General features: G+C 59.9%; 15 protein-coding genes. 8 read left to right on the top strand and 7 right to left on the bottom strand.

The features are described from left to right. Nucleotides 1-98 precede the first annotated feature (98 nt). Nucleotides 99-2,495, top strand: a complete 2,397-nt coding sequence (locus tag HMPREF2847_RS06855; RefSeq protein WP_070851930.1) for a DUF2339 domain-containing protein — start codon at nucleotides 99-101, stop codon at nucleotides 2,493-2,495. A 1-nt stretch (nucleotide 2,496) separates the two neighbouring features. On the opposite strand, the gene uvrA is transcribed toward HMPREF2847_RS06855, so the two are convergent. Beyond that, complete coding sequence (gene uvrA / locus HMPREF2847_RS06850) at nucleotides 2,497-5,349, bottom strand: excinuclease ABC subunit UvrA (RefSeq protein WP_070851929.1); 2,853 nt, start codon at nucleotides 5,347-5,349, stop codon at nucleotides 2,497-2,499. Nucleotides 5,350-5,488: 139 nt separating this feature from the next. On the opposite strand from uvrA, the gene HMPREF2847_RS06845 reads away from it, so the two are divergent. The 3 genes from HMPREF2847_RS06845 to HMPREF2847_RS06835 all read left to right on the top strand — a co-directional run bounded on the left by HMPREF2847_RS06845 (nucleotide 5,489) and on the right by HMPREF2847_RS06835 (nucleotide 9,952). Beyond that, nucleotides 5,489-6,196 (top strand): MBL fold metallo-hydrolase, encoded by a 708-nt coding sequence (locus HMPREF2847_RS06845; RefSeq protein ID WP_070851928.1) that lies wholly within the window; start codon nucleotides 5,489-5,491, stop codon nucleotides 6,194-6,196. Nucleotides 6,197-6,423: 227 nt separating this feature from the next. Beyond that, on the top strand, nucleotides 6,424-7,293 hold the full coding sequence (locus HMPREF2847_RS06840; protein WP_070851927.1) for a DoxX family protein: 870 nt from the start codon (nucleotides 6,424-6,426) through the stop codon (nucleotides 7,291-7,293). A 160-nt stretch (nucleotides 7,294-7,453) separates the two neighbouring features. Beyond that, a complete protein-coding gene (locus tag HMPREF2847_RS06835; protein WP_070851926.1) occupies nucleotides 7,454-9,952 on the top strand; it encodes a HelD family protein in 2,499 nt (832 codons plus the stop codon). A 136-nt stretch (nucleotides 9,953-10,088) separates the two neighbouring features. Here the strand turns inward: HMPREF2847_RS06835 and HMPREF2847_RS06830 are convergent, their stop codons facing one another. Beyond that, nucleotides 10,089-10,529: a universal stress protein gene (locus tag HMPREF2847_RS06830; RefSeq protein WP_005511992.1), complete on the bottom strand. Its 441-nt coding sequence runs from the start codon at nucleotides 10,527-10,529 to the stop codon at nucleotides 10,089-10,091. Nucleotides 10,530-10,661: 132 nt separating this feature from the next. Continuing rightward, a complete protein-coding gene (gene uvrB, locus HMPREF2847_RS06825) occupies nucleotides 10,662-12,794 on the bottom strand; it encodes an excinuclease ABC subunit UvrB (RefSeq protein ID WP_070851925.1) in 2,133 nt (710 codons plus the stop codon). 801 nt (nucleotides 12,795-13,595) lie between these two features. Between uvrB and HMPREF2847_RS11785 the strand changes: the two genes are divergently transcribed. The 3 genes from HMPREF2847_RS11785 to HMPREF2847_RS06810 all read left to right on the top strand — a co-directional run bounded on the left by HMPREF2847_RS11785 (nucleotide 13,596) and on the right by HMPREF2847_RS06810 (nucleotide 16,312). Then, a complete protein-coding gene (locus HMPREF2847_RS11785) occupies nucleotides 13,596-14,048 on the top strand; it encodes an endonuclease domain-containing protein (protein ID WP_246821975.1) in 453 nt (150 codons plus the stop codon). A 94-nt stretch (nucleotides 14,049-14,142) separates the two neighbouring features. Beyond that, the gene (locus HMPREF2847_RS06815; protein WP_222866757.1) at nucleotides 14,143-14,874 is read left to right on the top strand and encodes a hypothetical protein; all 732 of its coding nucleotides are present in this window, start codon (nucleotides 14,143-14,145) and stop codon (nucleotides 14,872-14,874) included. 103 nt (nucleotides 14,875-14,977) lie between these two features. Continuing rightward, a complete protein-coding gene (locus tag HMPREF2847_RS06810; RefSeq protein ID WP_246821974.1) occupies nucleotides 14,978-16,312 on the top strand; it encodes an aminotransferase class I/II-fold pyridoxal phosphate-dependent enzyme in 1,335 nt (444 codons plus the stop codon). Here the strand turns inward: HMPREF2847_RS06810 and coaE are convergent. The 4 genes from coaE to polA all read right to left on the bottom strand — a co-directional run bounded on the left by coaE (nucleotide 16,266) and on the right by polA (nucleotide 22,773). Beyond that, a complete protein-coding gene (coaE, locus tag HMPREF2847_RS06805; RefSeq protein WP_070851922.1) occupies nucleotides 16,266-16,886 on the bottom strand; it encodes a dephospho-CoA kinase in 621 nt (206 codons plus the stop codon). The genes HMPREF2847_RS06810 and coaE overlap by 47 nt on opposite strands. A gap of 33 nt (nucleotides 16,887-16,919) precedes the next feature. Then, the gene (locus tag HMPREF2847_RS06800) at nucleotides 16,920-18,011 is read right to left on the bottom strand and encodes a glutathione S-transferase family protein (RefSeq protein ID WP_246821973.1); all 1,092 of its coding nucleotides are present in this window, start codon (nucleotides 18,009-18,011) and stop codon (nucleotides 16,920-16,922) included. Nucleotides 18,012-18,395: 384 nt separating this feature from the next. Then, nucleotides 18,396-19,859, bottom strand: coding sequence for a 30S ribosomal protein S1 (rpsA, locus tag HMPREF2847_RS06795; protein WP_005510285.1), 1,464 nt, complete (start codon nucleotides 19,857-19,859; stop codon nucleotides 18,396-18,398). A gap of 283 nt (nucleotides 19,860-20,142) precedes the next feature. Beyond that, on the bottom strand, nucleotides 20,143-22,773 hold the full coding sequence (polA, locus tag HMPREF2847_RS06790; RefSeq protein ID WP_070851944.1) for a DNA polymerase I: 2,631 nt from the start codon (nucleotides 22,771-22,773) through the stop codon (nucleotides 20,143-20,145). A 459-nt stretch (nucleotides 22,774-23,232) separates the two neighbouring features. On the opposite strand from polA, the gene HMPREF2847_RS06785 reads away from it, so the two are divergent. Continuing rightward, nucleotides 23,233-23,823: a TetR/AcrR family transcriptional regulator gene (locus HMPREF2847_RS06785; RefSeq protein WP_070851920.1), complete on the top strand. Its 591-nt coding sequence runs from the start codon at nucleotides 23,233-23,235 to the stop codon at nucleotides 23,821-23,823. The last annotated feature ends 55 nt before the right edge of the window (nucleotides 23,824-23,878 follow it).

Below are 23,878 nucleotides of genomic sequence, written 5' to 3'. Positions count from 1 at the left end.
GGCGCACTACCGAGCGTTAAAAAGTGCAATCGGAATTGTAATCAGATTGGTAGATTCTCTCCATAGTTTTTAGGTCAAACACGATTAAAGTCGTCACCATGAATACTGGCTCCAACGGCTTTGGCCCTAAAACCGAGAACTCCAACCCTAATCAGCATTCCGCCCGATACGGCAAGCCCCCGACGCGAGATTTTGTCCTGACCGGCGACTCCGTCTCAGAGCTTTCCCATGCTCTGGCAGATTTGGAGGCCAGCTCGCTTCGGCTGGCTCGGCTCACCCGAACTTGGCAGGTGCGCCTTTCGCAGGCAAGCGGGCAAGCGCCGACTGCACCGAGCGCGCCTCAAACTACGGGAACGGAATTTGCGCCGGTACCTAAATCGGCGCCTGAGCGGACACCTCAAGCGCCGCCCCATGCTGCGCCCCAAGGGGTACCTCAACATAATTGGCAACCACCGCCAACACAAGCGGACTGGCGGAATCAACCGGCTCCCCTGCCACAGAGCGACGCAACTGCGCAGCCCATGTTCGGCTTCCCCTCTGCCCACCAGTGGCGGCGGGATTCGAAGTCGCCGCAGTCTTCTCCCTTACCGCAGTCTTCTCCCTCGCCGCAGTCTTCCCCAACCGGCTCGGCCCCGCCGCCGAAGCTGCCGGAGGCACCGCGTGAACCTCGCGAGCCCCGCGAACCCTGGTGGCGCAACGAGAAGGCGATCATCAAGATCATTGCGATCTTTGGTGGTCTCATCACCGCTGCCGGTATCGCATTCTTCGTCGCGGTTGCAATCCAATCCGGCCTGATTGGACCGGCCGGGCGTGTGGTCCTGGCTTACTTGTTGGCCGCCGTGCTCGCAGTCGCGGCTGTGCGAGCGCACCGTCGTCACGCACCGCCTGCTGGCGTAACGGCATTGATTGCGACATCGCTAGCCGCTGCGCACCTGACAACGATGTCGATGTCCTACCTCCTCGACTGGATTCCGGTGGCGGCGACGCTGGTCATCATGCTGCCTTTCGCCGCCGTCGGCCTATACGGCGCGCGATGGACAAAGTCGAGCGCAACCGCCGCGTGGGCCATCACAATCAACACCGGATTAATGCTGTGGGCGACGATCGGCCTCAACTTCCACGCCCGCCCGCTGAGCTCTTCGCTCGCGCAAATCACCCTTCAACTGATGGTTATCGCCGCTATCGTCTGCTTCTTGAACATCCCCTTCCGGAAGTACGTAGTCGCATTCCTGCTCGGCGCAAACGTTCTCATCGGCGTAATCACGACCAACAATGCACTGGTGATGCCTGCAATCGCCGCACTCACCATTGCCCTTTTCGTGTTTGCCCAGTTCGGCCCGCTGGCGTTGGCGCGCCAACTCACTCCCGAGCTTGACGACGGGCCTTCGGAGACCAGCACTTGGGAAGACGATCTGGTCACCATCACGTCAGTAGTTGCCTTCTCGACTCCGGTTGTAGCTGCAGTCCCAACGGTCAACGCCACACAGTCCACCTCCAGCCTCTGGTTGCTGTTCTACGGCGGATTCGTGCTGTTCATCGCAATTGCTGCGGTATTTCTTTGGAACCGTGCCATCTTCCGCTATCTCGCCCCAATGGCCTTGGCCACGGCAATTCTGCCCTGGCTTGCACTCGCGGTGGCGGGCCCAGAAGGGGACGCAGGAGCCGGTACTGGACCCCACACCTGGGGTCTCATCCCAATCTCCATCGGTGCCGCGCTCTTTGTCTGGGCGCTGGCCACAGCACCGAAGCACGGTGCGATTGGCGCACGACTACAAGCTCCTGAACCAACGCGGGATGCCGTTGCACCCTATACAAAGATTGCGGCACTGACCTGGCTGCTCGGCGCAACGGTAGTACACCTCTACATCCTGCCCGCAGCGTTGAATGCCGGTGCTGCGGCTGACTACTCGGCAACGTGGGCAGAAATGCTTTCGCTGTTATTCCTGCTGTGCGCCGACGTCGGCCTGGCCGTGACGGCGGCGAGGTCGCAGCTGCCGCCAGCTTTTGCACTGATTGGCCTGGCTGCGCTGGGTATGCCATTTATCGTGCTGCTCACAACTATTGGCGTGAGCTTCAACGCTGCACACATGTTGCTGAGTATTTTCTGGGCCACGATTGCCGGCATGCTGGTGCTATCGAAGAGGTTCCACCACATTCCGGCGCGACTTGCAGCGGGTTTGACGATTGCGGCGCTGTCTATCGTCAAGCTGATCTTCTACGACATGGCAACACTCGATGGCGTTATCCGTGCCTTGGCGTTCCTCGGCTGTGGTCTGATTCTACTGGCCATGGCGGTCTCCGGGGCGAAACAGAAAAATGCCGAGGAGCCGGCGACACCGGACCGTGACGGCACCGCCAGCGATTCTGACGCTGCCGGCGCTGCCGCTGCCGCAGATGCCGATGCTGCCGATGCCGACCCTGTTGCTGACAGACTGGAAGGCATCACCCGCACCGACGGTTCTGAAATCTCCGACGGAAACGACCCGACTACCTAAGCTACTTAAGCAGCGGCTTCAGGTACTGCCCGGTGTGGGAGCCGGAACAGTTCGCGACATCCTCCGGGGTGCCCTCTACAACCACGGTGCCACCGCCGGAGCCGCCCTCCGGCCCCATGTCGATGATCCAATCCGCAGACTTGATGACATCCAAGTTGTGCTCAATGACAATGACGGTGTTGCCCTTGTCCACCAGACCCTGCAACACCAGCATGAGCTTGCGGATGTCCTCAAAATGCAGACCCGTGGTCGGCTCATCCAGGATGTAAACGGTGCGGCCCTTAGAGCGCTTCTGCAGTTCACTGGCCAGCTTCACGCGCTGAGCCTCACCACCCGAGAGTGTGGTTGCCGCCTGCCCGAGACGGACATAGCCCAGGCCGACGTCGACAAGCGTATTGAGATAACGCGCAATCGACTGAATCGGCTCAAAGAACTCCGCTGCCTCGGAGATGGGCATGTCCAGCACCTCAGCGATGGTCTTGCCCTTGTAGCGAACCTCCAGCGTTTCGCGGTTGTAGCGCGCACCATGGCAAACCTCGCAAGGCACATAGACGTCCGGCAGGAAGTTCATCTCAATCTTGATGGTGCCGTCGCCCTTACACGCCTCACAGCGACCGCCCTTGACGTTGAAGCTGAAACGCCCCGGCTTATAACCGCGAACCTTTGCCTCTTGCGTCTCTGCGAAGAGGTTCCGGATCTTGTCGAACACACCGGTGTACGTCGCTGGGTTGGAACGTGGAGTGCGACCAATCGGCGACTGGTCAACCTGCACCAGCTTGTCCAGGTGATCCAGCCCCTCCACGCGGCTGTGTCGACCCGGCACCTGACGAGCACCGTTGAGCTCGTTGCTCATCACCTTGGCCAGAATTTCGTTGACCAAGGTGGACTTGCCTGAACCGGAAACACCCGTGACACAGGTCAACACGCCGAGGGGGAACTTCACGTCGATTTTCTTCAGGTTGTTTTCGCGAGCGCCCTTGACCGTCACCATGCGCGACTTATCAATCGCACGCCGGCTCTCCGGCACTGCCAATACCCGACGACCCGAGAGATACGCACCTGTCAGTGATTCCTCGCAGTCAACAATGCCCGACGGGTCACCCTGGTAGACAATCTGCCCACCGTATTCACCGGCCTTCGGCCCAATGTCGACCAGCCAATCGGCCTCGCGAATCGTCTCCTCATCATGCTCGACCACAATCAGGGTATTGCCCAGGTCGCGCAGGTTCTTCAGAGTCTTGATTAGACGACTGTTATCGCGCTGGTGAAGACCAATCGACGGCTCATCCAAGACATAGAGCACGCCGGCGAGCCCCGAGCCAATCTGGGTGGCCAGACGAATTCGCTGCGCTTCGCCACCGGACAGCGTTCCCGCCGAACGCGACAGGGACAGATAGTCCAGCCCCACATCCAGCAGGAACTTCAGACGAGCCTGCACCTCACGCAGAACGCGACCGGCAATCATTTCCTCGCGCTTGCCCAAAGTCAGCGAATTCAGGAATGCCGAGCCATCGTGGACCGACAGCTCTGTGAGCTCGGCGATATTCTTCTGCCCGAACTCCGCCGAATCCAGCGTCACCGAAAGAATTTCTGGCCGCAGACGCGTGCCATTACACGCCGGACACGGCACTTCACGCATGTATCCCTGGAAGCGGTCCTTCTGGGAGTCACTCTCTGCCTGCGACAGCTTGCGGTGCAGGTACGGCATCACGCCTTCAAACGGCGCGGTGTACTGGCGAGTACGGCCGTACCTATTGCGGTAACGCACCGTGACCTTGTGGCTGGAACCATGCAGCAGGGCCTTACGCTGCGGCGCTGTGAGCTCCTCGAAAGGCGTGGTCGGGTCGAAGCTCATCTCGGTAGCGAGCCCCTCGACCAGCTTTTCAAAGTACTTCTTGTTCAGCGTCTGCCGCCACGGCGCAATAGCCTCGATCGTCGGCAGTGACGGATCTGGAATGACCAGGTCCGTGTCCACCTCCAGCTTGGTGCCAATGCCGTCGCACTCCGGGCAGGCACCATACGGCGAGTTAAAGGAAAACGACCGGGGTTCCAGCTCATCGATAGCAATGCGGTGCCCATTCGGGCAGGCCATCTTTTCCGAGAATCGCTGGGTACGACGCGGGTCATCTGCCTCTAGCCCGACTGCGTCGATGACCACGACGCCGTCGGCAAGCAGAAGCGCCGTTTCGACGGAATCGGTGAGCCTGCGCTGCTGCGACTCCTTCACCTGGAGTCGGTCAATAACCACGTCAATGTCATGCTTGACCTGCTTCTTCAGCTTCGGCGGGTCAGTCAGGCGATGCATTTCGCCGTCGACGATGACACGCGCGTAGCCCTCGGATGCGAGGCGTTCAAACAGGTCGACGAACTCGCCCTTGCGCGTACGCACGACGGGTGCGAGGACCTGGAATTTGGTGCCCTCCGGCATCTCCATGACCTGATCGACAATCTGCTGTGGAGTCTGTGAGGAGATTACTTCCCCACAGGTCGGACAGTGCGGAGTACCGGTGCGCGCGTAGAGCAGACGCAGGTAGTCATACACTTCTGTGATGGTTCCGACGGTCGAGCGCGGGTTGCGGTTCGTCGACTTCTGGTCGATCGACACCGCCGGCGAGAGCCCCTCAATCATCTCTACATCGGGTTTTTCCATCTGCCCCAGGAACATGCGCGCATAGGAGCTCAGCGACTCCACGTAACGGCGCTGGCCCTCGGCGAAAATTGTGTCAAATGCCAGTGACGATTTACCCGACCCCGACAGACCGGTGAAAACCACCATCTTGTCTCTGGGCAAATCGATGTCAACACCCTGCAGGTTATGCTCGCGGGCGCCTCTGACCACTAGACGTTCAGCCACAGTGGGAAACCTCAATTCGTCGACGATTCACTGCCGACCAGTCTACAGTCCATAACCAATTTTTCGCACATGTGTTCAGAGACTCGCAGTTAAGTCGCGTTCCTAGCGCACCGACAGACACCTCATTACCCTGGGGCGCATGAACGACGTCATTACAATTAGCCCCTACTCCAACTCGCCGAGCACGCGCGGCGTTGAGCGCATTGACTACGGCAATGTCACTATTTATAAGACCTCCGTCGGACCGATGGAAAACAACGTCTACCTTTTGGTCGACTCCCGCGAGCCCGACAATTCCCTACTTATCGATGCCGCCACCGACGCCGACCACTTAATCCGCCTGGTTGAGCACGTCGGCGCGCAGGTCCGCACGATTGTCACCACGCACTCCCACGGCGATCACGTCCAGGCGCTCGGCGAGCTCCTGCAGGCATTCCCTGCCCGCCACATCACGTCAAGCCTCGACGCTGCAGACATTCCCGAACCCGCCGACCAGCAACTCGACGGCGGCGAGACCATTACTTTCGGCCAGGGCATCACGCTTCCCACGTTCATCCTGCGCGGGCACACCAAAGGCGGCCTCTGTCTCGACCTGTCCGCCAAGGAAACCGGCGCGCTTTCCGACGACACCCCGTCACACCACCTCTTCGTCGGTGACAGCATCTTCCCCGGCGGCGTCGGTAAAACGTACTCGCCCGAGGATTTTTCGCAGCTTATCGACGATGTCGAGAGCCGTGTCTTCCACGTCTACCCCGCCGACTCGGTGATTCACCCCGGCCACGGTAAGGACACCACGGTCGGAGTCGAGAGCCCCGAGGTGGAGAACTGGCGCGAGCGTGGTTGGTAGAGATGGGCGCTGACTGTGCGTAGTTCGCTGAGCGTAGTGAGCTGTGCGTAGTCGACGGCGCCGACCTATGTCCGCTTGGTTTTTACAGCATACGGTGAGTCGAGCCTGAAAACCTCGTCATTCCCGCGACATAAATAGGCCAAGCTGCGTAGGATTAATAGTGAATTACAGCGACCAGATGGCCAAAAACACGGTTTCACCTGGACGACAAAGGAGATGGAATTTAGATGATTCGCAAGTTTGCCCGACCAATGCTGGCCTCGGTTTTCGTTGCCGACGGTGTCGACACGCTGATGAACCAGAAGGATCATGAAGAGGGCGCACGCGACCTGATTGCCCGCGTCCGCTCCGTAACCCCGAACCAGTACAACAAGTACGTGCCAAATAGCGAGAAGCTGGTTGTTCAGGCCGTCGCTGGTACCAAGGTTGCCGCCGGTTCCCTCTACGCTCTGGGTAAAGCCCCGCGCCTGTCCGCAACCGCCCTGGTCGCTGCCCAGGTTCCGACGATGCTGGCTCGCCACGCATTCTGGGAGACCCAGGATGAGAAGGAAAAGGCAGCTCGCCGCACGGGCTTCCTCACCAACATTGGCCTGCTGGGTGGCCTGTTCCTGGCTACTGCTGACACCGACGGCAAGCCGGGCGTCGCTTGGCGCGCCGAGAAGGCTGGCAAGCAGCTGAACAAGAAGGTTCAGTCCGCACTGCCGACCAAGTCCGAGACCGAGCAGCGCTCTGAGGAAATCAGCGCCGCCTTCGCTTCTGCCGGCGAGAACGTCCGCGAGAAGGCCGGCCAGCTCCGAGACCGCGCTTCTGAGGCTACCGATGAGGCTCGTGAATACGTCGAGGAGAACAAGGACGGCTGGCGCGCGCAGGTCACCGATGCCTTCGACACCGCTAAGAGCTACGTCGAGGACAACAAGGACGACTGGATTGCCAAGGCCACCGAACTCGCCGAGGATGCTCGCGACTACGCCGAGGACCTGGGCAAGGACTTCAAGAAGGACTCCCGCAAGCAGCGCAAGGAACTGCGCAAGCGCGCAGCCAAGGCTTCTAAGGAGGCCAAGAAATCTGCAAAGAAGGCGCAGAAGCGCCTGCAGTAAGTTTGCTGCCGCAGTTAAAGCGGTATACTTAAACGCTCCCCACGCCACTACGCGTGCGGGGGCGTTTTCATATTTTTATATTCATTCAGCACTAGCTTGTGCGCATGCTCCTGCGCACATCAATTAGTACTAGTTTTAACGAACTGTTGAGGAGACCAGGTTGGCGTCGCGCGCATCCGAGCCCGGGCAGGACCAGACAGGCCGCACTGGCCGCACTGGCCAGGCAGGTCTGCCGGACCAGGCAAGTTCAGCACCACAGCGAGAAGAAGAGAGTACCCTCGCTGCAGAACAGGCCTACGTCGATCGCGCGTTCAGCTTCCTCGACCGGGCACGCGAGCGCGACCAAGAGTACCTGCGCCAGGTCATGCTCATCGACGACCCCGACCCGCAAGCCCGCGTTGAACGCGAGGTGGAATACCACCGACTACAGGCTAACCTGGACCGCTACCGCTCAGCCGAGATTGGCCTGGTCTTTGGTCGAATCGATATCGATGACCCAGACCCCGACAATCCTTTGGCAGAGGAAGGGTCGGGGGCGACCGTCGACAAGCGATACATCGGGCGAATCGGCCTGTCCGATGAAAACGACGACTACCGCACGGTCATCATGGACTGGCGAGCCGACGGCGCGCGCCCGTTCTACCTGGCCACGACCGCGCATCCCGAGGGAGTCAGCCTGCGTCGCCACCTGCGCACGCACGGCCGGAAGGTCCGCAGCATTGACGACGAATGGCTCTCCGGCGAGGAAGCCGACAGCGCACCCGAGACCGAAGTCGAGGCTGGTGTCGGTGGCGAATCGGTGCTGCGCGAGGTAATGAATCAAGCGCGCACCGGCCATATGCGCGGCATTGTGGAGACCATTCAGCGCCAGCAGGACCTCATCATCCGCGATTCCACCCGCGGCACCCTGGTTGTCCAGGGCGGTCCCGGCACGGGCAAGACGGCGGTGGCGCTGCATCGCGTCGCGTGGCTTCTCTACACCTACCGCGATCAGCTGGCGAAAACCGGTGTCCTCATCATCGGCCCGAACACAACTTTCCTCGACTACATCTCCCGCGTGCTGCCGAGCCTCGGCGAAACTGGCGTGGTACTGACCACCATCGCCGATCTCTACCCCGGCGTACGCGGTTCCGACGCGCTTATCGACGGACACAACCCCGAACCCCTGGTTGCGCAAGAGGTCAAGGGCTCGATTGAGATGCTCACAATCCTGCGCGAAGCCGTACGGGGCTACCAGGAGCTGCCCGCGGAGCCGATTGAGGTCCGGAACGACAACATCACTCTGACCATCACACCGGACATGGTGAAAGCGGCGCGGACGCGTGCGCGTCGGACTCGGAAACCCCACAATCTGTCACGGCCGATATTCCGGGATCACGTGGTGGAGCTCCTGGCCGCACAGATGGCCGAGGTTATCGGTGCCGACCCGCTGGGAGGTGAAAACTTGCTGTCGGTGACCGACGTTGCCGACCTGCGCGACGAAATTGACGAATCCGGAGCAGTCGCCGACATCCTCGACGAGCTGTGGCCTGCGCTTACGCCCGAGCAGGTGCTGTCGGAACTGCTGAGTTCCCGCGAGGCCATCGCCTACGCCGCCAGCGATTACGACGAGCTGACGCGCGAGGCTCTCTACCGGCCGGAAGGCACCGACTGGATGCCTTCCGACGCCCCGCTTCTCGACGAGCTGGCAGAGCTCCTCGGCCCGGCTGGCGAAGCGGAGGCCGATGAAGAGGATTGGCAGGCTCGTGTCGAGGATGCGCAGGGTGCGTTGGATACCCTGTCCAGTTCTGCGTCCCAAGACCTTGACGACGGCTTCGAGGCCGAAATCTTGTCAGCGTATGACGTCATCGATGCCGAGGCACTGGCCGAACGCCACCGTGAGCGCGACCTGCGATCCACCGCCGAGCGAGCCGCGGCGGATCGCCTGTGGGCCTACGGCCATGTCATCGTCGACGAGGCGCAAGAACTCTCCGCAATGGCCTGGCGAATGCTGCGCCGCCGCAGCCCCAACGGTTGGATGACCCTCGTCGGAGATGTGGCCCAAACGGGCTCCCCCGCAGGTGCCGCGACCTGGGACGATGTGCTGGAACCGATTATCGGTTCGAGGTGGCACCTCCACGAGCTGACCGTCAACTACCGCACCCCAGCTGAGATTATGGAAGTTGCCGCTAGTGTCCTGGCCCAGATTGATTCGGAGCTGGAGGCGCCGCAGTCGATTCGCGCCACTGGCCGCAATCCTGTTCAGGCTCGCACCGTGACGGAGGCGTTGGCACATGTGGAGCGGGTGGCGCAGCCGGATCGCCTGGTCGCGGTCATCGCCCCGGCAGAGTTGCTCGAAGCCACGCGCGCGGAGGTGCGGGAGTTTATCGCTGGTGGTGGTGACAACGGTGCTGATGCTGCTAATGCAGCCGACGCGACTAGCACCGATGCCACACCTGCTACTCGCGCCAGCAAGCTCACCAACTGCGCGGTCTACGACATCACGACCTCAAAGGGCCTGGAATTCGACGAGGTCATCGTCGTCGCACCCGACCAGATTGTGGCGCAATCCCCGCAGGGGCTACAGGACCTGTATGTTGCACTGACTCGGGCGACCCAGGGACTCGTGGTCGTCGATAAGCAGCGCCCTGACCATCTGCCCGGGCTGGATTGGGCCTAGCCTCACGGCTCCTCACGGCCCCGAGAATCCACACTCGTCCCGGCCGACAATAAAAAACCGGCACCTCAACCCAGAGGCGCCGGTTTAAAGCGAAATCTAAATTCTTAGCTCAGCGTTTTGTTAGCTCACGGTTTTATTAGCTCACAGTGTGAACGATCATGACGTCACAGTCCGACTGACGAGCAACATCAGCCGGCACGGAGCCCAGCAGACGACCAGTCAGCGAGTTAATACCGCGGTTACCAACCACCAGCAGGTCAGCGCGACGGTCGGTGACCAGGGACATCAGAGCCTCAACCGGGGAGCCGGAGCGAACCTCGGTCTCAACCTTGGTCGCGCCGACGGCCTCTGCGGCCTCCTTAGCAGCAGCCAGGTTCTTCTGAGCCGGGTCATCACCGAGGACCTGGACCGAATCCTGGCGCAGGGTCTTGGACGCATCCTCTGCAGTCTCGTAGTAAGCGCAGCCGATAACCAGGGTGGCATCGAAAGCGGCAGCAATCGAAGCAGCGCGCTCTACTGCGAGCAGCGACGACTTAGAACCATCCGTGCCGACAACAATGGTCTTGTAATCACTCATGAAAACTATCCCTCACTGTGGAAGTTGCATTAAAACAGTTCATCGTGCGTAACGCCGTCGTTGCCCCGAACCCACTGGCCAGAGGCACTTTCGCGAATACACTGTTTTACTTCCCACAACAGTAGCAAAAAACTACTCGACACCGGCCTCAATCATCCCCTTAAGTTCCTTCTTGAGATCGAAAATCTCATCGCGCAAGCGCCCCGCGAGCTCGAACTTCAACTCACGCGCAGCCGCGGCCATCTGCTCCGACAGATCCGCGATAAGCGCCTCAAGCTCAGCCCGCGGCATTTGCTTACCGCTGGCACCATCGGCTGCGCCCGAGCCGTCGGCACGCGAGAGCAGCGCATCAGCGGCCGCACCGGTCTTGCCTTCGTAATCGGTGTCAGCGTTGTCGTAAACCTGATCCAGAATGTCCGCAATCTTCTTGCGCAGCGGCTGCGGATCGATACCATGCTCGGTGTTGTACGCAATCTGCTTTTCGCGGCGGCGCTCCGTCTCATCGATGGCGAACTGCATGGAATCGGTGATCTTGTCGGCGTACATGTGCACCTCGCCGGAAACGTTTCGCGCGGCACGACCAATCGTCTGGATCAACGAGCGCTCCGAACGCAGGAACCCCTCCTTGTCGGCATCGAGGATTGCCACCAGCGAAACCTCGGGCAAGTCGAGGCCCTCGCGCAGCAGGTTAATGCCGACCAGCACGTCGTACTCACCGAGACGCAACTGTCGCAGCAGCTCAACGCGCTTGAGCGTATCCACATCCGAGTGCATATACCGCACCTGCACGCCATTTTCGAGCAGGTAGTCGGTCAGGTCCTCCGCCATCTTCTTCGTCAGGGTGGTCACGAGCACGCGCTCGTCACGCTCGGTGCGCTTTCGGATCTCGCCGATCAGATCATCGATCTGTCCCTCCGTAGGCTTAACGACGATCTTGGGGTCCACCAGCCCAGTCGGACGAATGACCTGCTCCACATACTCACCACCGGCCTTCTCGAGCTCATAGTCCCCCGGCGTTGCGGACATGAACACGACCTGGCCCACTCGGGCATCGAATTCATCGAACGTCAGCGGACGGTTATCCAACGCCGATGGGAGGCGGAAACCAAAGTCGACGAGGTTGCGCTTACGGGAGGCGTCGCCCTCGAACATGCCGCCAATCTGCGGCACGGTGACGTGTGACTCATCGATGATGGTGAGGAAGTCCTCCGGGAAATAGTCGATGAGCGTCGCGGGGGCCGAGCCCGGCGCGCGACCATCGATGTGGCGTGAGTAGTTCTCAATACCGGAGCAGAAGCCGACTTGCTCAATCATTTCGAGGTCGTACTCCGTGCGCATGCGCAGACGCTGTGCTTCCAGCAGCTTGCCGCGGTTTTCTAGGTCTGCCAGGCGTTCGGCGAGCTCGGCCTTGATGTCCGCGACGGCGCGTTCCATGCGCTCCGGGCCGGCGACGTAGTGCGTAGCAGGGAAAATGCGCAGCTCAGGGACTTGGTCGATGACGTCGCCTGTGACTGGATTGAGGTAGTACAGCGAATCAATCTCGTCGCCGAAGAACTCCACCCGCACGGCCTTTTCTTCGTAGGCCGGGATGATGTCGACCACGTCGCCTTTTACTCGGAAGGTGCCGCGGGTAAAGGCGATGTCATTGCGGGCATACTGAATGTCCACCAAAAGGCGCAGGAACTGGTCGCGGTCGACTTCTTCGCCCTCCTTCAGCCACACCGAACGGTCGAGGTAGGACTGCGGGGTACCCAAGCCATAGATGCAAGAAACAGAGCTGACGACGACTACGTCGCGACGCGACAGCAGCGCTGACGTAGCCGAGTGGCGCAGGCGCTCCACATCCTCGTTGATGGAGGAATCCTTTTCAATATAGGTATCGGTCTGCGCGATGTAGGCCTCGGGTTGGTAGTAGTCGTAGTAGGAAACGAAGTACTCGACCGCATTGTTTGGCAGCAGGCTGCGGAGCTCATTGGCCAGCTGTGCCGCCAGCGTCTTGTTCGGTGCCATGACCAGGGTTGGCCGTTGCACCTTTTCAATCAGCCACGCTGCGGTGGCTGATTTACCGGTACCCGTGGCACCCATCAGGACGACCTCGCGCTCGCCTCTGTCCAGGCGATCCGACAGTTCCGCGATTGCCTGCGGCTGGTCGCCCGAGGGCTCGAACTCGCTGATGACCTCGAAGGTTCCCTCAGCGCGCTCGACTTCACCGACGGGACGGAACTCCGAGTGCGCGAGGACGGGTTGCTCTGCTGCAAATGCCATAGTTCCCAGCGTAGCGAAGGCTGCTTTACATGGGCTGGTTATGCTCGCTTCCCTGGGCTTTGGGGTGGCTGTAGGGATTTGGGGTCAGCACAGGCACCGCAGGCACCGCAGGCACCGCAGGCATCGCAGGCATCGCAGGCGGGGTTCCGCTTCACCAGCTGGCCCTTAGTACGCAGCGACTCGCTCCTGGTGAAGCGCAAGCCGTCTTATCGATGGTTCGCGGGTACGAGGTTGAGGTTGAGGTTGAGGCTGCGGCTGCGCGGCTGCGGGCGGCCGGGGTTATCCACACCTTGAAAGTTGTCCACAGATTGGACGCGGAGCCTCTCTCAAAGAAAAGCCCCTGGTTCGAAAAGGCTTAGAGTCCCGACCATGGGAAGTTTCACCACGGCCGAGTTACGTGCACTCGGCATCGGAGAGAAAAAGACCAGAGCCCTCCTACAACAAGGCAGGCTAACTAAATTAGTACGTGGCCTCTACATTGACGACCACTCTCCCGCCTCAGTCGCCCGAGCAATCACAGGGCATTACAAAAAGATTGCTCTAAGCGGTAAAAGCGCAGCTCAAATCCACTTGAGACTTCCCCTGACATTTCCTATCCAGACGGAAGGCGCGGGATCAGTTCAAGCCGAAACCTTCTCCATTAGGCATAGCCGCCTGCCGGCCTGCACCAACATCAATGGCCTCCCAGTTGTCGAAGCACTCTGGGCAGCACGAGCTTCAAAAGACTATGCACGCAGAATCCTGGAAACACACTACTCCGGCCGGGACGGCGAGAAGCGACTCAACCACGACCTCAGCCGGATGCGGAAAGTCCCCGCATGGCTGCGTGAAACCATCGCCACCACGCCAATCGGCGCATGCAGCGAACTCGAGCGCAAGCTGGCTCGCCCATTGATTAAGCGCGGGTACCGGATCCGAATGAACCAATTCATCGGCCCCTACTGCTTCGATATCCTGCTTGACCAGTGGAAAATAGCCATCGAAGTCGACTCCGAGAAGTACCACGCGAACGAGGACTCATTCATCTCAGATCGTTGGAAGACCAACTCCGGCACGCTGCACGGCTGGATAGTCCTGCGGTTCACAGACTCATGCATCAATTGGAATCTCGACAGCGTCCTCGACGAAATCGAGCAGGCAATCCGATGGGTACAAAAGCGCCGTCCCCGCGTGGACTATAAACCAGGATGGCCTGCCTGCCAGAAAGTCTGGGAGTGGAATCCAACGGTTGGTTACGCCAATAAGCCGCGATAAACAGCCGATATCGCGAGATAAACAGCCATCCATTTGCCGAATTGTTATTTATTTTGTAATGAAAACTGACCGAACAGCAACTAGCCTGGCGCCTATGAACACCTCGCGCCGCGCACTAGTCCACACGCCCGCTAGGACTCGCCCAGGTTCCACCACTCGAAAAGCAACCTCACACCGAGCCCTTGTGGCCGGTATCCTCGCTACCACCGCATTGGCTTTCACCGCCTGTTCCGCACAAGGAAATGAGGCGGCGACTGACCCGGCTAGCACTGAGAATGCTAATGCCGAGGGCACCGCGGCTGACGCAACCGCTCCAGAAACCACTACCATTACTCAGACCGAGAATGGCGTGTCCGACAAGAGTTCAGGCAACACGCCCAACCCAACCGGCTCTGCACCGGATCAGGGAGACGATACAACGACGGCGGAGACCGGTGGCACGTCGACGTCGTCAAGCGAAAGCGGTGACAACGGCGAAGGCAGCGGACTTCGTCAGGACATGACCGCTGAAATCTACAACAACCCCTCGCCGGGATCCACCTTCATGGCGGCCGGCGAACAGGCAACCACCTGCATCTATGGCGATGGATACGCCGTCAACCTCGTCGCGGCGGGCCCAAGTACCAGCTGCGACTTTGCGAAGGCTGTATTCAACCAGCAGACCGAGGGCCTTAACGCCTCGGAGGACAATATCCGCGACCATTTGCAGCCAAACATCAAGGCCAAGAGCCCCGCGACCGGCAAGACCTACGACCTCAGCTGCAGCACACAGGACGACGTTGTCGTGTGCACCGGCGGCAACAGCGCGAAGATTTACATGTACTAGCGCACCAGGTGGCGGTCGGCAGGCGGTGCAACTGCTGGCCGCCGGCTGCAATCCCCCGAAAGAAACTGCAACAAGCGCACAATCTCCCGCCTACAGTAAAACCATGACCGTTTCCCGCTTGCGCCCCTTCGGCGAGACCATTTTCGCCACCATGTCCCGCCTCGCCACTAAGCACGAGGCAATCAACCTTGGGCAGGGCTTCCCGGATTGGGACGGGCCGGAGGAGGTGCTCGCGGAGGCGCAGCATCAGATAGCTGGCGGAAATAACCAGTACGGACCCGGCCGCGGTATGAAGGTGCTCCGCGAGGCCATCGTCGCCGATCGCGCCCGCCATACGGGGCAGGTCTACGATGCCGACGCCGAATGCCTCGTCACGGTCGGAGCCACGGAGGCGATTGCCGCCACTGCCCTGGGGCATCTCGAACCCGGCAGCCACGTCATCGTCATCGAGCCGTACTACGACTCGTACAAAGCCGCCATCGCACTGGCTAACTGCACATATACCGCGGTGCCGCTCATTCCCACGGCCTCGGACACCGAACGCTCCTGGTCGCTCGACCGCAGCGCGCTTGCCGATGCCGTCACCGCCGAAACGGCCATGATCATCATCAATTCGCCGCACAATCCCACCGGCACCATCCTCAAAAACGAGGACTTGCAGGCTATCGCCGATGTCGCCATCGCAAACGATCTACTCGTGCTTGCCGACGAAGTCTACGAACGCCTGTACTTCAACGGATTGTCGCACTCTTCCATCAGCGCTCTGCCCGGCATGCGTGAGCGCACCATTGTCGTGTCCAGCGCCGCAAAGACCTTCAACGTCACCGGATGGAAGATTGGCTGGGCGCTCGCTCCGGCCGAGTTGCTCGATGGCGTGGTCAAGGCCAAGCAGTTCTTGAGCTATGTCGGTGCCACTCCTCTTCAGCCCGCAGTCGCTCGTGGCCTGAAAGAATGTGCTTCATGGGTGGACGAGCTAGCGAGGCAGCTCGAGGGCAACATGCGGCTCCTCGCCGATGGGCTGGAGGGTCTTGGCGCCGACGTCTTCACGCCGCAGGCAGGGTATTTTATCGTCGCCGATGTCTCGAGCTGGGGGCTTGGCGACGCACTGGAGACCTGCACCCGCCTGGTCAAGGAATGCCGCGTCGCAGCTATCCCCGTTACCGCTTTTGTGGATGACCCGGAGTCAGAAAAGTACCGCTACCTGGTGCGTTTCGCTTTCTGCAAGCGCGCCGAAGTGATTGAGGAGGCTATTGCGCGGCTGCGGGATTATCTAGCTGATTGGCCAGTTACTGATCGGCCCGTTACTGATCGGCCCGCTAGTGGTCAGCCCGTTACTGATCGGCCCGCTAGTGGTCGGACTGCTACTGGTCGGCCCGCTACTGGCCGGATCGCTATTGCCCGGCCTGTAGCTGACGAATCTGATTCAGCGGCTGAATAATCCGCTCCCAAATCCGGTCGACCTGGCGCACGAGATCCTCCTCGGTGCCTGAGTTTTCCAGGACCACATCGGCGAACTGCAGGCGCTTGTCATCGCTGATTTGCTTAGCGATGCGCTGCTTCGCATCCTTTCGGTCTACACCGCGGCTTTCCACCAGACGGTCGAGACGGACCTCCACCGGGGTATGCACAACCACGACAAGGTCCTGTGCTTCCGACTGCCCCATTTCAATTAGCAGCGGAGAGTCAAACACGATAACGGCATCACCTGCCGCGCTGAACTGCGCTTCGGTACGCTGCTCAATCCGCGGGTGAGTAATGGAGTTCAGCAATTCTGTCTTCTCCACGGATACAAAGGCCCGCTTCGCAAGCTCGCCGCGATTGAGGGAGCCGTCGTCAAGCAAAATTCCCTCGCCGAAGGCTTCGGCGAGTTCGGCCAGCGCCGGTTCGCCGGGTTCGACGACATCGCGGGCGATCTGATCAGCGTCGATGATGACGGCACCGAGCTCGGCAAATCTACGAGCGACCGTAGATTTTCCACTGCCCATGCCACCGGTTAGTCCTACTTTGAGCATGTCTCTAAGGGTACGTGGACACGCCCCCGCACGTTAGTGCTTTACGACGAGATCCTCGATGCGGTGGCCCTCTTCAACGGGATCCGGGTTGACTGGATCCGGAGCAGTGCCATTACCGAATGGGCTGCCACCAAGGGCTTCACGGCCGTGCGGCTGGAGCAGGTCGGAGAGCTCCGGGCCCTTCGGGACAATACCTAAAGGATTGAGGTCGCGGTGGACCTCGTAGTAGTGGCGCTTGATATCGACAAAGTCAGTGGTGTCGCCGAAGCCCGGAGTCTGGAAGAGATCACGCAGGTAGTTGTATAGAACTGGCATCTCGGAGATCTTATTCCGGTTGCACTTGAAGTGGCCGTGGTAGACCGCATCGAAGCGGATGAGGGTCGTGTAAAGGCGAATGTCGGCCTCAGTGATGTGGTCGCCCATGAGGTAGCGGCGGGTCTCTAAGCGCTCAGATACCTTGTCTAGGGCACTGAACAGTCGGTCGTAAGCTTTGTCGTAGAAGTCCTGTGAGCCCGCGAAGCCACAGCGATAGACGCCGTTATTGATTTCGGTGTAGATGAACTGCATAAGCCCATCCATTTCCTCACGCATCTCCACCGGGTAGAGATCCGGGGCGCCTTCGCGGTGGAACTCGGCCCACTCGGTAATGAAGTCCAAGGTGATCCAGGGGAAGTCATTGGTGACGACCTCACCCGACTCGATCTCAACGATGGCGGGGACGGTAATGCCTCGTTGGTAGTCCGGGAAGCGCTTTAGAAATGCCTCCTGCAGGCGCTCGTAGCCGAGTATTTCGTCCCGGCCACCTGGTCCCTTATCGAATGTCCAGGAGCGGGCATCGTGAACCGGCCCTGGAATTCCGACCGAAATTGCATCTTCCAAGCCAAGCAGCCTGCGAACGATGAGCGTGCGGTGTGCCCACGGACAGGCACGAGCAGCAATAAGGCGGTATCGACCGGCTTCAACAGGCCACGTCTTAATCCCCTGTCCTAATTCGCGACCGTCCCGAACAATGCGGTCACCGATATAGCGGGTGTCGCGATTAAAGTCCGTGCCCTCCTGGGAGTACACCCCACCGGTAGAGTGCGAGGAGTCCTCTACCTGATTAGCTTCATGCTTTGTTGTCATATCATCAACCATATGGGTAGGCAGACAGGCTGTCAACGGCGGTCAGCACAGCCAGAGCCGCAAAATCGACAGGGCCCCAGGGCCATTAGGGCCATTAAGACGGCTTGCGCTTCGCCAGCAGCCGGTTACTGTGCAGCAAGCCACTTCTGGTGAAGCGCAAGCCCGCCTTAGGCAGCAGCGGTGCCACCTTCATGGCCCAAAGTCCCAACACCAGGACCAAAAATGCAGCAAGCACCCAAGCCGCCACTAGAAAAACAAGGCCGAGCGGGTGCCCGTCGTAAAGCAAAGAAGGCACGAAAAAGCCCCGGCGAGGAAAACCTCGCCGGGGCCAATTCGAAGTCGAATGTAGGCGCCCTTAAAGCCGCCTACCAAAAGCGGTCTAGCTTAGTTGCCAGCCAGCTTCTCACGCAGAGCAGCGAGCTGCTCGTCGGAAGCCAGGGTGCCGCCTGCGTTGTCTGCAGCCGGTGCGGCCGGAGCAGCCGGAGCTGCCTCGCCGGACTCGGAAGAGTAGTTCGAAGCGGTCTCTGCAGCCTCGGCAGCTGCAGCGCGGTGACGCTCGATCTGGGCAGCGTGCAGCTGGTGGTGACGCTCTGCCTCTGCGTAGCGAGCCTCCCACTCTGCGCGCTGGGTCTCGAAGCCCTCCATCCACTCGTTGGTCTCCGGGTCGAAGCCCTCCGGGAAGATGTAGTTGCCCTGCTCGTCGTAGGAATCGCCCATGCCGTACTTGGTCGGGTCGAACTCTTCGGTGAAGTCCTCGTCAGCCTGCTTGAGGGACAGGGAGATACGACGACGCTCGAGGTCGATATCGATGACCTTGACCATGACCTGCTCGTCGACGGAGACGATCTGGTCCGGAACATCGATGTGGCGGGAAGCCAGCTCGGAGATGTGAACCAGGCCCTCGATGCCTTCCTCGACGCGGACGAACGCACCGAACGGAACCAGCTTGGTGACCTTGCCCGGAACAATCTGGCCGATTGCGTGAGTGCGGGCAAAGACGCGCCACGGATCTTCCTGAGTAGCCTTCAGGGACAGGGAAACGCGCTCGCGGTTCAGGTCGACCTCGAGAACCTCGACGGTGACCTCGTCGCCAACCTGGACAACCTCGGACGGGTGGTCGATGTGCTTCCAGGACAGCTCGGAAACGTGAACCAGGCCGTCAACACCGCCGAGATCGACGAATGCGCCGAAGTTGACGATGGAGGAAACGACACCCTTGCGGACCTGGCCCTTCTGCAGCTGGTGCAGGAACTCGGAGCGGACCTCAGACTGAGTCTGCTCGAGCCATGCGCGGCGGGACAGAACGACGTTGTTGCGGTTCTTGTCGAGCTCGATGATCTTGGCCTCAATCTCCTGGCCGATGTACGGCTGGAGGTCGCGGACACGACGCATCTCGACGAGGGAAGCCGGCAGGAAGCCACGCAGGCCGATGTCAAGAATCAGGCCGCCCTTGACGACCTCGATGACGGTACCGGTAACCGGCTCGTCGTTCTCCTTGAGCTGCTCGATGGTGCCCCAAGCACGCTCGTACTGAGCGCGCTTCTTGGACAGGATGAGGCGGCCTTCCTTGTCTTCCTTGGTCAGGACCAGCGCGTCGATCTCATCGCCAACTTCGACCACTTCGTCAGGGTCGACATCGTGCTTGATGGACAGTTCGCGGGAAGGAATGACACCTTCAGTCTTGTAGCCGATGTCGAGAAGAACCTCGTCGCGGTCAACCTTAACGACGGTGCCTTCAACGATGTCACCATCGTTGAAGTACTTCATCGTCGAGTCGACAGCGGCCAGGAAATCCTCAGCGGTGCCAATGTCGTTGATGGCAACCTGAGGGACGTTAGAAGTGGACATATAAGATGTGCTCCGAAGCGGATAGAAATCGAAAAACGGACAATTTCGGCCTTACCCCTCAAAGAAACTCCTGGACAACCGGGCCAAATCCGCTTTCGGCGAATCTCGCCATTGGCAATTAGTTAACCCGATGTCCCCCGGAACTCGAGGCTGCAAAGTCGGCATGCTAATGCATACCTAGCGAACAATACCGATTTGAGCTGCGACATTCAAGTCCGCAACACGCCCTCGGTGAGTCCGCAAAAAGTTCGCCGGCCGCGACCGCCGCCACGCCTTCGCACCACTAATGCGCAGCAGTATCCCAGTTCACACCAGCACCGATGGAAACATCCAGCGGTACCAGCAATTCAGCCGCTGAGTCCATCTCCCGATGCAACAGCTCCTTGATTGCTGCCTCTTCCCCATCTGCAACTTCCACAACCAGTTCGTCGTGAACCTGCAGGAGGACACGCGAGCGCAACCCGCCGCGTCGTAAAGCATCGTCGACCCGAAGCATTGCAATCTTAATAATGTCCGCCGCCGACCCTTGGATTGGCGAGTTCAAAGCCGCGCGTTCCGCGTTGTCACGAGCGATGCGGTTGTCGGCGTTGAGTTCCGGCAGGTAGCGGCGCCGATCGAACATCGTGGCCGTAAAGCCGTCCTTGCGCGCCTGCTCAACAACCTTGTGCAGGTAATCGCGCACGCCGCCGAAGCGCTCGAAGTAGTCCTCCATGAGCTTCTTCGCCTCGCGCTGCGGAATGTCGAGCTGCTGAGCCAGACCAAAAGCGCTCAGACCATAAGCCAGACCGTAGCTCATCGCCTTGACACGACGACGCAGCTCAGGCGTGACCTCATCAATACCGACGCCGAAGACCTTCGAGCCGACGTAGTTATGCAGGTCCTCGCCCTGTCGGTAGGCCTCAATCAGCCCCGGATCCTGCGACAGGTGCGCCATCACACGCATCTCAATCTGCGAGTAGTCCGCGGTGATCAGCTGCGCATAGCCATCGCCCACCACAAACGCCTCACGAATCCGTCGCCCGAACTCCGTGCGCACCGGAATATTCTGCAGATTCGGCTCCGTCGACGACAGGCGCCCCGTCGCCGCGACCGTCTGATTAAAGGTCGTATGAATACGGCCATCATCGGCGACGGCCTTAATCAATCCTTCCACGGTCGACTTCATCTTTTGCGACTCGCGGAACTTCAGCAGGTAATCCAGGAACGGATGTGGGTTGACCTTCGCCAACCCCTCAATTTCCTTCGCCGCCGTGGAATAGCCCGTCTTCGTCTTCTTCGTCTTGGGCATTCCCAGCTGGTCAAACAGGACTTCTTGCAACTGCTTCGGCGATCCGAGGTTCAGCTCAGGCTTATCGACGAGGTTGCGAGCCTCACTCTCCGCCTCATCGGTAGCCGCCTGCGCCTGCTTGCGAAGCTCCTCGAGCGCATCGACATCCACAGCGATGCCAGCGCGTTCCATCCGGCCAAGCACTGGAGAAAGCGGAACTTCCAGGTCGGCGTACACGCTGTAAAGCCCGGCCTCATCGAGTTCGACAGCCAGTCGCTCAGCCAGGTCGATGACGGCGGCGACGTGGGAAGCGTCTTCGGCCGGGCCATCGAGCAGGGTCATCTGACCGTCGGCCTGCGAAAGAGTCTGCCCCAGGTGCCGCTGGACGACGTTGTCCAAGCTGTAACTACGCTGGCTTGGGCGCAGCAGGTACGCGGCCAAGAAAGTGTCGTGGATAACCCCCGCCAGCTCGAAGTCATAGTTCCAGAGCGCATGCATGGCCGATTTACAGTCATGCACCAGCTTCGGGTGGTCGCCTGCGAGCCACTCGCGCAGTGTGTCGGCATCTTCTGCGGATAGCTCGCCGAGGTCGAGAGAAACGGCCCGACCGGAGGTCTTGCCCTTCTCATCGGCGGAGCCAATCATCAAGGTATGCTCCCCGACCTGCAACGCGGCCGGCTCGTGCAGTTCATCGAGCCAGGCAGCCAGGGCACCGTCGTCAAGCGAAACAGCCTCGAGCTTTGTCGCGCTGTCACTGGTGGAGGCGGTGACGCCCGCGCCTTCGATAGAAAGGGTGCGGAACACGCGCTCGCGGAGGTTATCGCCGAATTCGAGGCGGTCGAAGAAGTCGATGATTCCCTGGGCATCAGCGGGCCGGAGCTCGAGCTCGTTCGGACCGTATGGCAAGGGCAGGTCCTTGACCATTTCGGTGATGTCACGGTTCAGCTGGACGTTTGCGACGCGCTCGCGAAAGTTGTCGCCGACTTTGCCGCGGATTTCGTCGGCGTGATCGATGAGGTTTTCCAGTGTGCCGTACTGAACGATCCACTTCGTCGCGGTTTTCTCGCCGACCCCTGGAATGCCCGGGAGATTGTCGGAGGGGTCGCCACGGAGGGCCGCGAAGTCCGGGTACTGAGTCGGCGTTAGACCGTACTTCTTCTCAATAGCCGCAGGCGTGAAGCGATGAAGCGTAGTGACACCGCGCATTGGATAGAGCACCGTAGTGGTGTCATTGACCAACTGGAACGAGTCGCGGTCGCCGGTGACGATGAGCGTTTCGAAGCCCTCAGGCTTGGCCTGGGTAGCCAACGTCGCGATGATGTCGTCGGCCTCGTAGTTGTCCTTTTCCAGCGTGACGATGCCCATCTCTTTCAGCACCTGCTGAATAAGCGGCACCTGACCACGGAATTCCTCAGGAGTCTTCTCACGCTGGGCCTTATACTCCGGGAAGATCTCGTTGCGGAAGGTTTCGCGGGCGACATCGAAGGCGACCGCCACGTGCGTGGGCTTTTCCTCGCTGAGGATATTGGACAGCATGGAGAGGAAGCCGTACACCGCGTTCGTTGTCTGACCGCCGGTGGTTGAGAAATTATCCACCGGAAGGGCAAAGAACGCGCGGAAGGCCATGGAATGACCGTCGATAAGCATGAGGGTCTTCTTCATGACATCCCAGTGTAGGAAAATATTGAACAGCGTAGGAAAACTGAGAATCGCGCTGGGGGCTCGCGGGCCGCGCGGGATGAGCTGTTGGCCGACCAGCTTCGGTGAATAATAATTACGGTAATCAGACTGTATTTTGAAACGGGCTCAGCAGCCCCTTAGTCCACCTGAACAGTGATTCGCAAGAGGGAGCCTCCCGAGCGTCGCTTGGTACTTGTTTTCAGTTTCCGAAATGCTGTAATCCAACTTTAATATTCGCCTTATCTTCCTGGAGTTTTTCCATATTTTCCAACGATTGTTCAACAACAGGCATAGAACCTGCCCCCAATGAGGCGTCTAGAAATTACCCCCTCTTTGAGGTGGCCGCGAAAACATATCGCCACGTCCTGCGCGTGCACCTGAAAGCAATTGGCGTAGTTACGCTTTCATGGCTTTAGACTCGTCAGCATGAGTGAGTTCGATTCGACCAATTTCCAACGGAGTGCCCAGTCCACCCGCGAGCGCATTATCGTGGCTGCAGCTCGGCACTTCGCGCGCAAGCCTTTGCGAAGCGTGCCGCTGAAGGAGATTGCCAGCGATGCGGGCGTTAGCGCGCCGCTCATCATCAAGTACTTCGGCTCCAAAGAAGGCCTCATGGCCGAACTGATTGACTTCAGCCAGTTCAAAGGCACGCTCAGCCGAGCTCCTTTCAATGAACTTGGCCAGCGGATGGCCAGCGCTATTTTGACTGGTCAAGGAATGGCCGGACAGTCCATGATTCCGCTGATCGTCGGATCCCTTGACTCCGAGGAAACTGCAAAAGTCATCGCCGAACGGTTCAATGAAGCTATCGCCGACGACCTGATTCACCGCGTCGAAGAAGACGGCCCAGAGGACATCAGCCACGAAACTGCTGTGTACCGCAGCCAGATGGTTATTTCCCTCTGCGTCGGATACCTAGTTCTTTCCGATACCGGTTTGATCGACGAGACCAACGCGCCGAAAATCTCGGTGGAGGCCCTAGGTAGCTGCCTGCAGCAGATTATCGAGCACGGCTAAGGTCCGAGCACAGCTCAGGAACCAGCCCCACCATCCACCACCCACCGCCTACTCC

It is taken from the genome of Corynebacterium sp. HMSC074C03 (assembly GCF_001838285.1).
GTDB lineage: Bacteria > Actinomycetota > Actinomycetes > Mycobacteriales > Mycobacteriaceae > Corynebacterium > Corynebacterium amycolatum.
The sequence above is the reverse complement of the archived record's forward strand: the minus strand, read 5'-3'. Positions and strand labels throughout refer to the sequence as shown.

Coding starts and splice junctions, on each gene's coding strand:
- HMPREF2847_RS06855 (WP_070851930.1), top strand. CDS start 99: ATGAATACTGGCTCCAACGGCTTTGGCCCTAAAACCGAGAACTCCAAC.
- HMPREF2847_RS06845 (WP_070851928.1), top strand. CDS start 5,489: ATGAACGACGTCATTACAATTAGCCCCTACTCCAACTCGCCGAGCACG.
- HMPREF2847_RS06840 (WP_070851927.1), top strand. CDS start 6,424: ATGATTCGCAAGTTTGCCCGACCAATGCTGGCCTCGGTTTTCGTTGCC.
- HMPREF2847_RS06830 (WP_005511992.1), bottom strand. CDS start 10,529: ATGAGTGATTACAAGACCATTGTTGTCGGCACGGATGGTTCTAAGTCG.
- uvrB (WP_070851925.1), bottom strand. CDS start 12,794: ATGGCATTTGCAGCAGAGCAACCCGTCCTCGCGCACTCGGAGTTCCGT.
- HMPREF2847_RS11785 (WP_246821975.1), top strand. CDS start 13,596: ATGCGGAAAGTCCCCGCATGGCTGCGTGAAACCATCGCCACCACGCCA.
- HMPREF2847_RS06815 (WP_222866757.1), top strand. CDS start 14,143: ATGAACACCTCGCGCCGCGCACTAGTCCACACGCCCGCTAGGACTCGC.
- HMPREF2847_RS06810 (WP_246821974.1), top strand. CDS start 14,978: ATGACCGTTTCCCGCTTGCGCCCCTTCGGCGAGACCATTTTCGCCACC.
- coaE (WP_070851922.1), bottom strand. CDS start 16,886: ATGCTCAAAGTAGGACTAACCGGTGGCATGGGCAGTGGAAAATCTACG.
- HMPREF2847_RS06800 (WP_246821973.1), bottom strand. CDS start 18,011: ATGACAACAAAGCATGAAGCTAATCAGGTAGAGGACTCCTCGCACTCT.
- rpsA (WP_005510285.1), bottom strand. CDS start 19,859: ATGTCCACTTCTAACGTCCCTCAGGTTGCCATCAACGACATTGGCACC.
- polA (WP_070851944.1), bottom strand. CDS start 22,773: ATGCTTATCGACGGTCATTCCATGGCCTTCCGCGCGTTCTTTGCCCTT.
- HMPREF2847_RS06785 (WP_070851920.1), top strand. CDS start 23,233: ATGAGTGAGTTCGATTCGACCAATTTCCAACGGAGTGCCCAGTCCACC.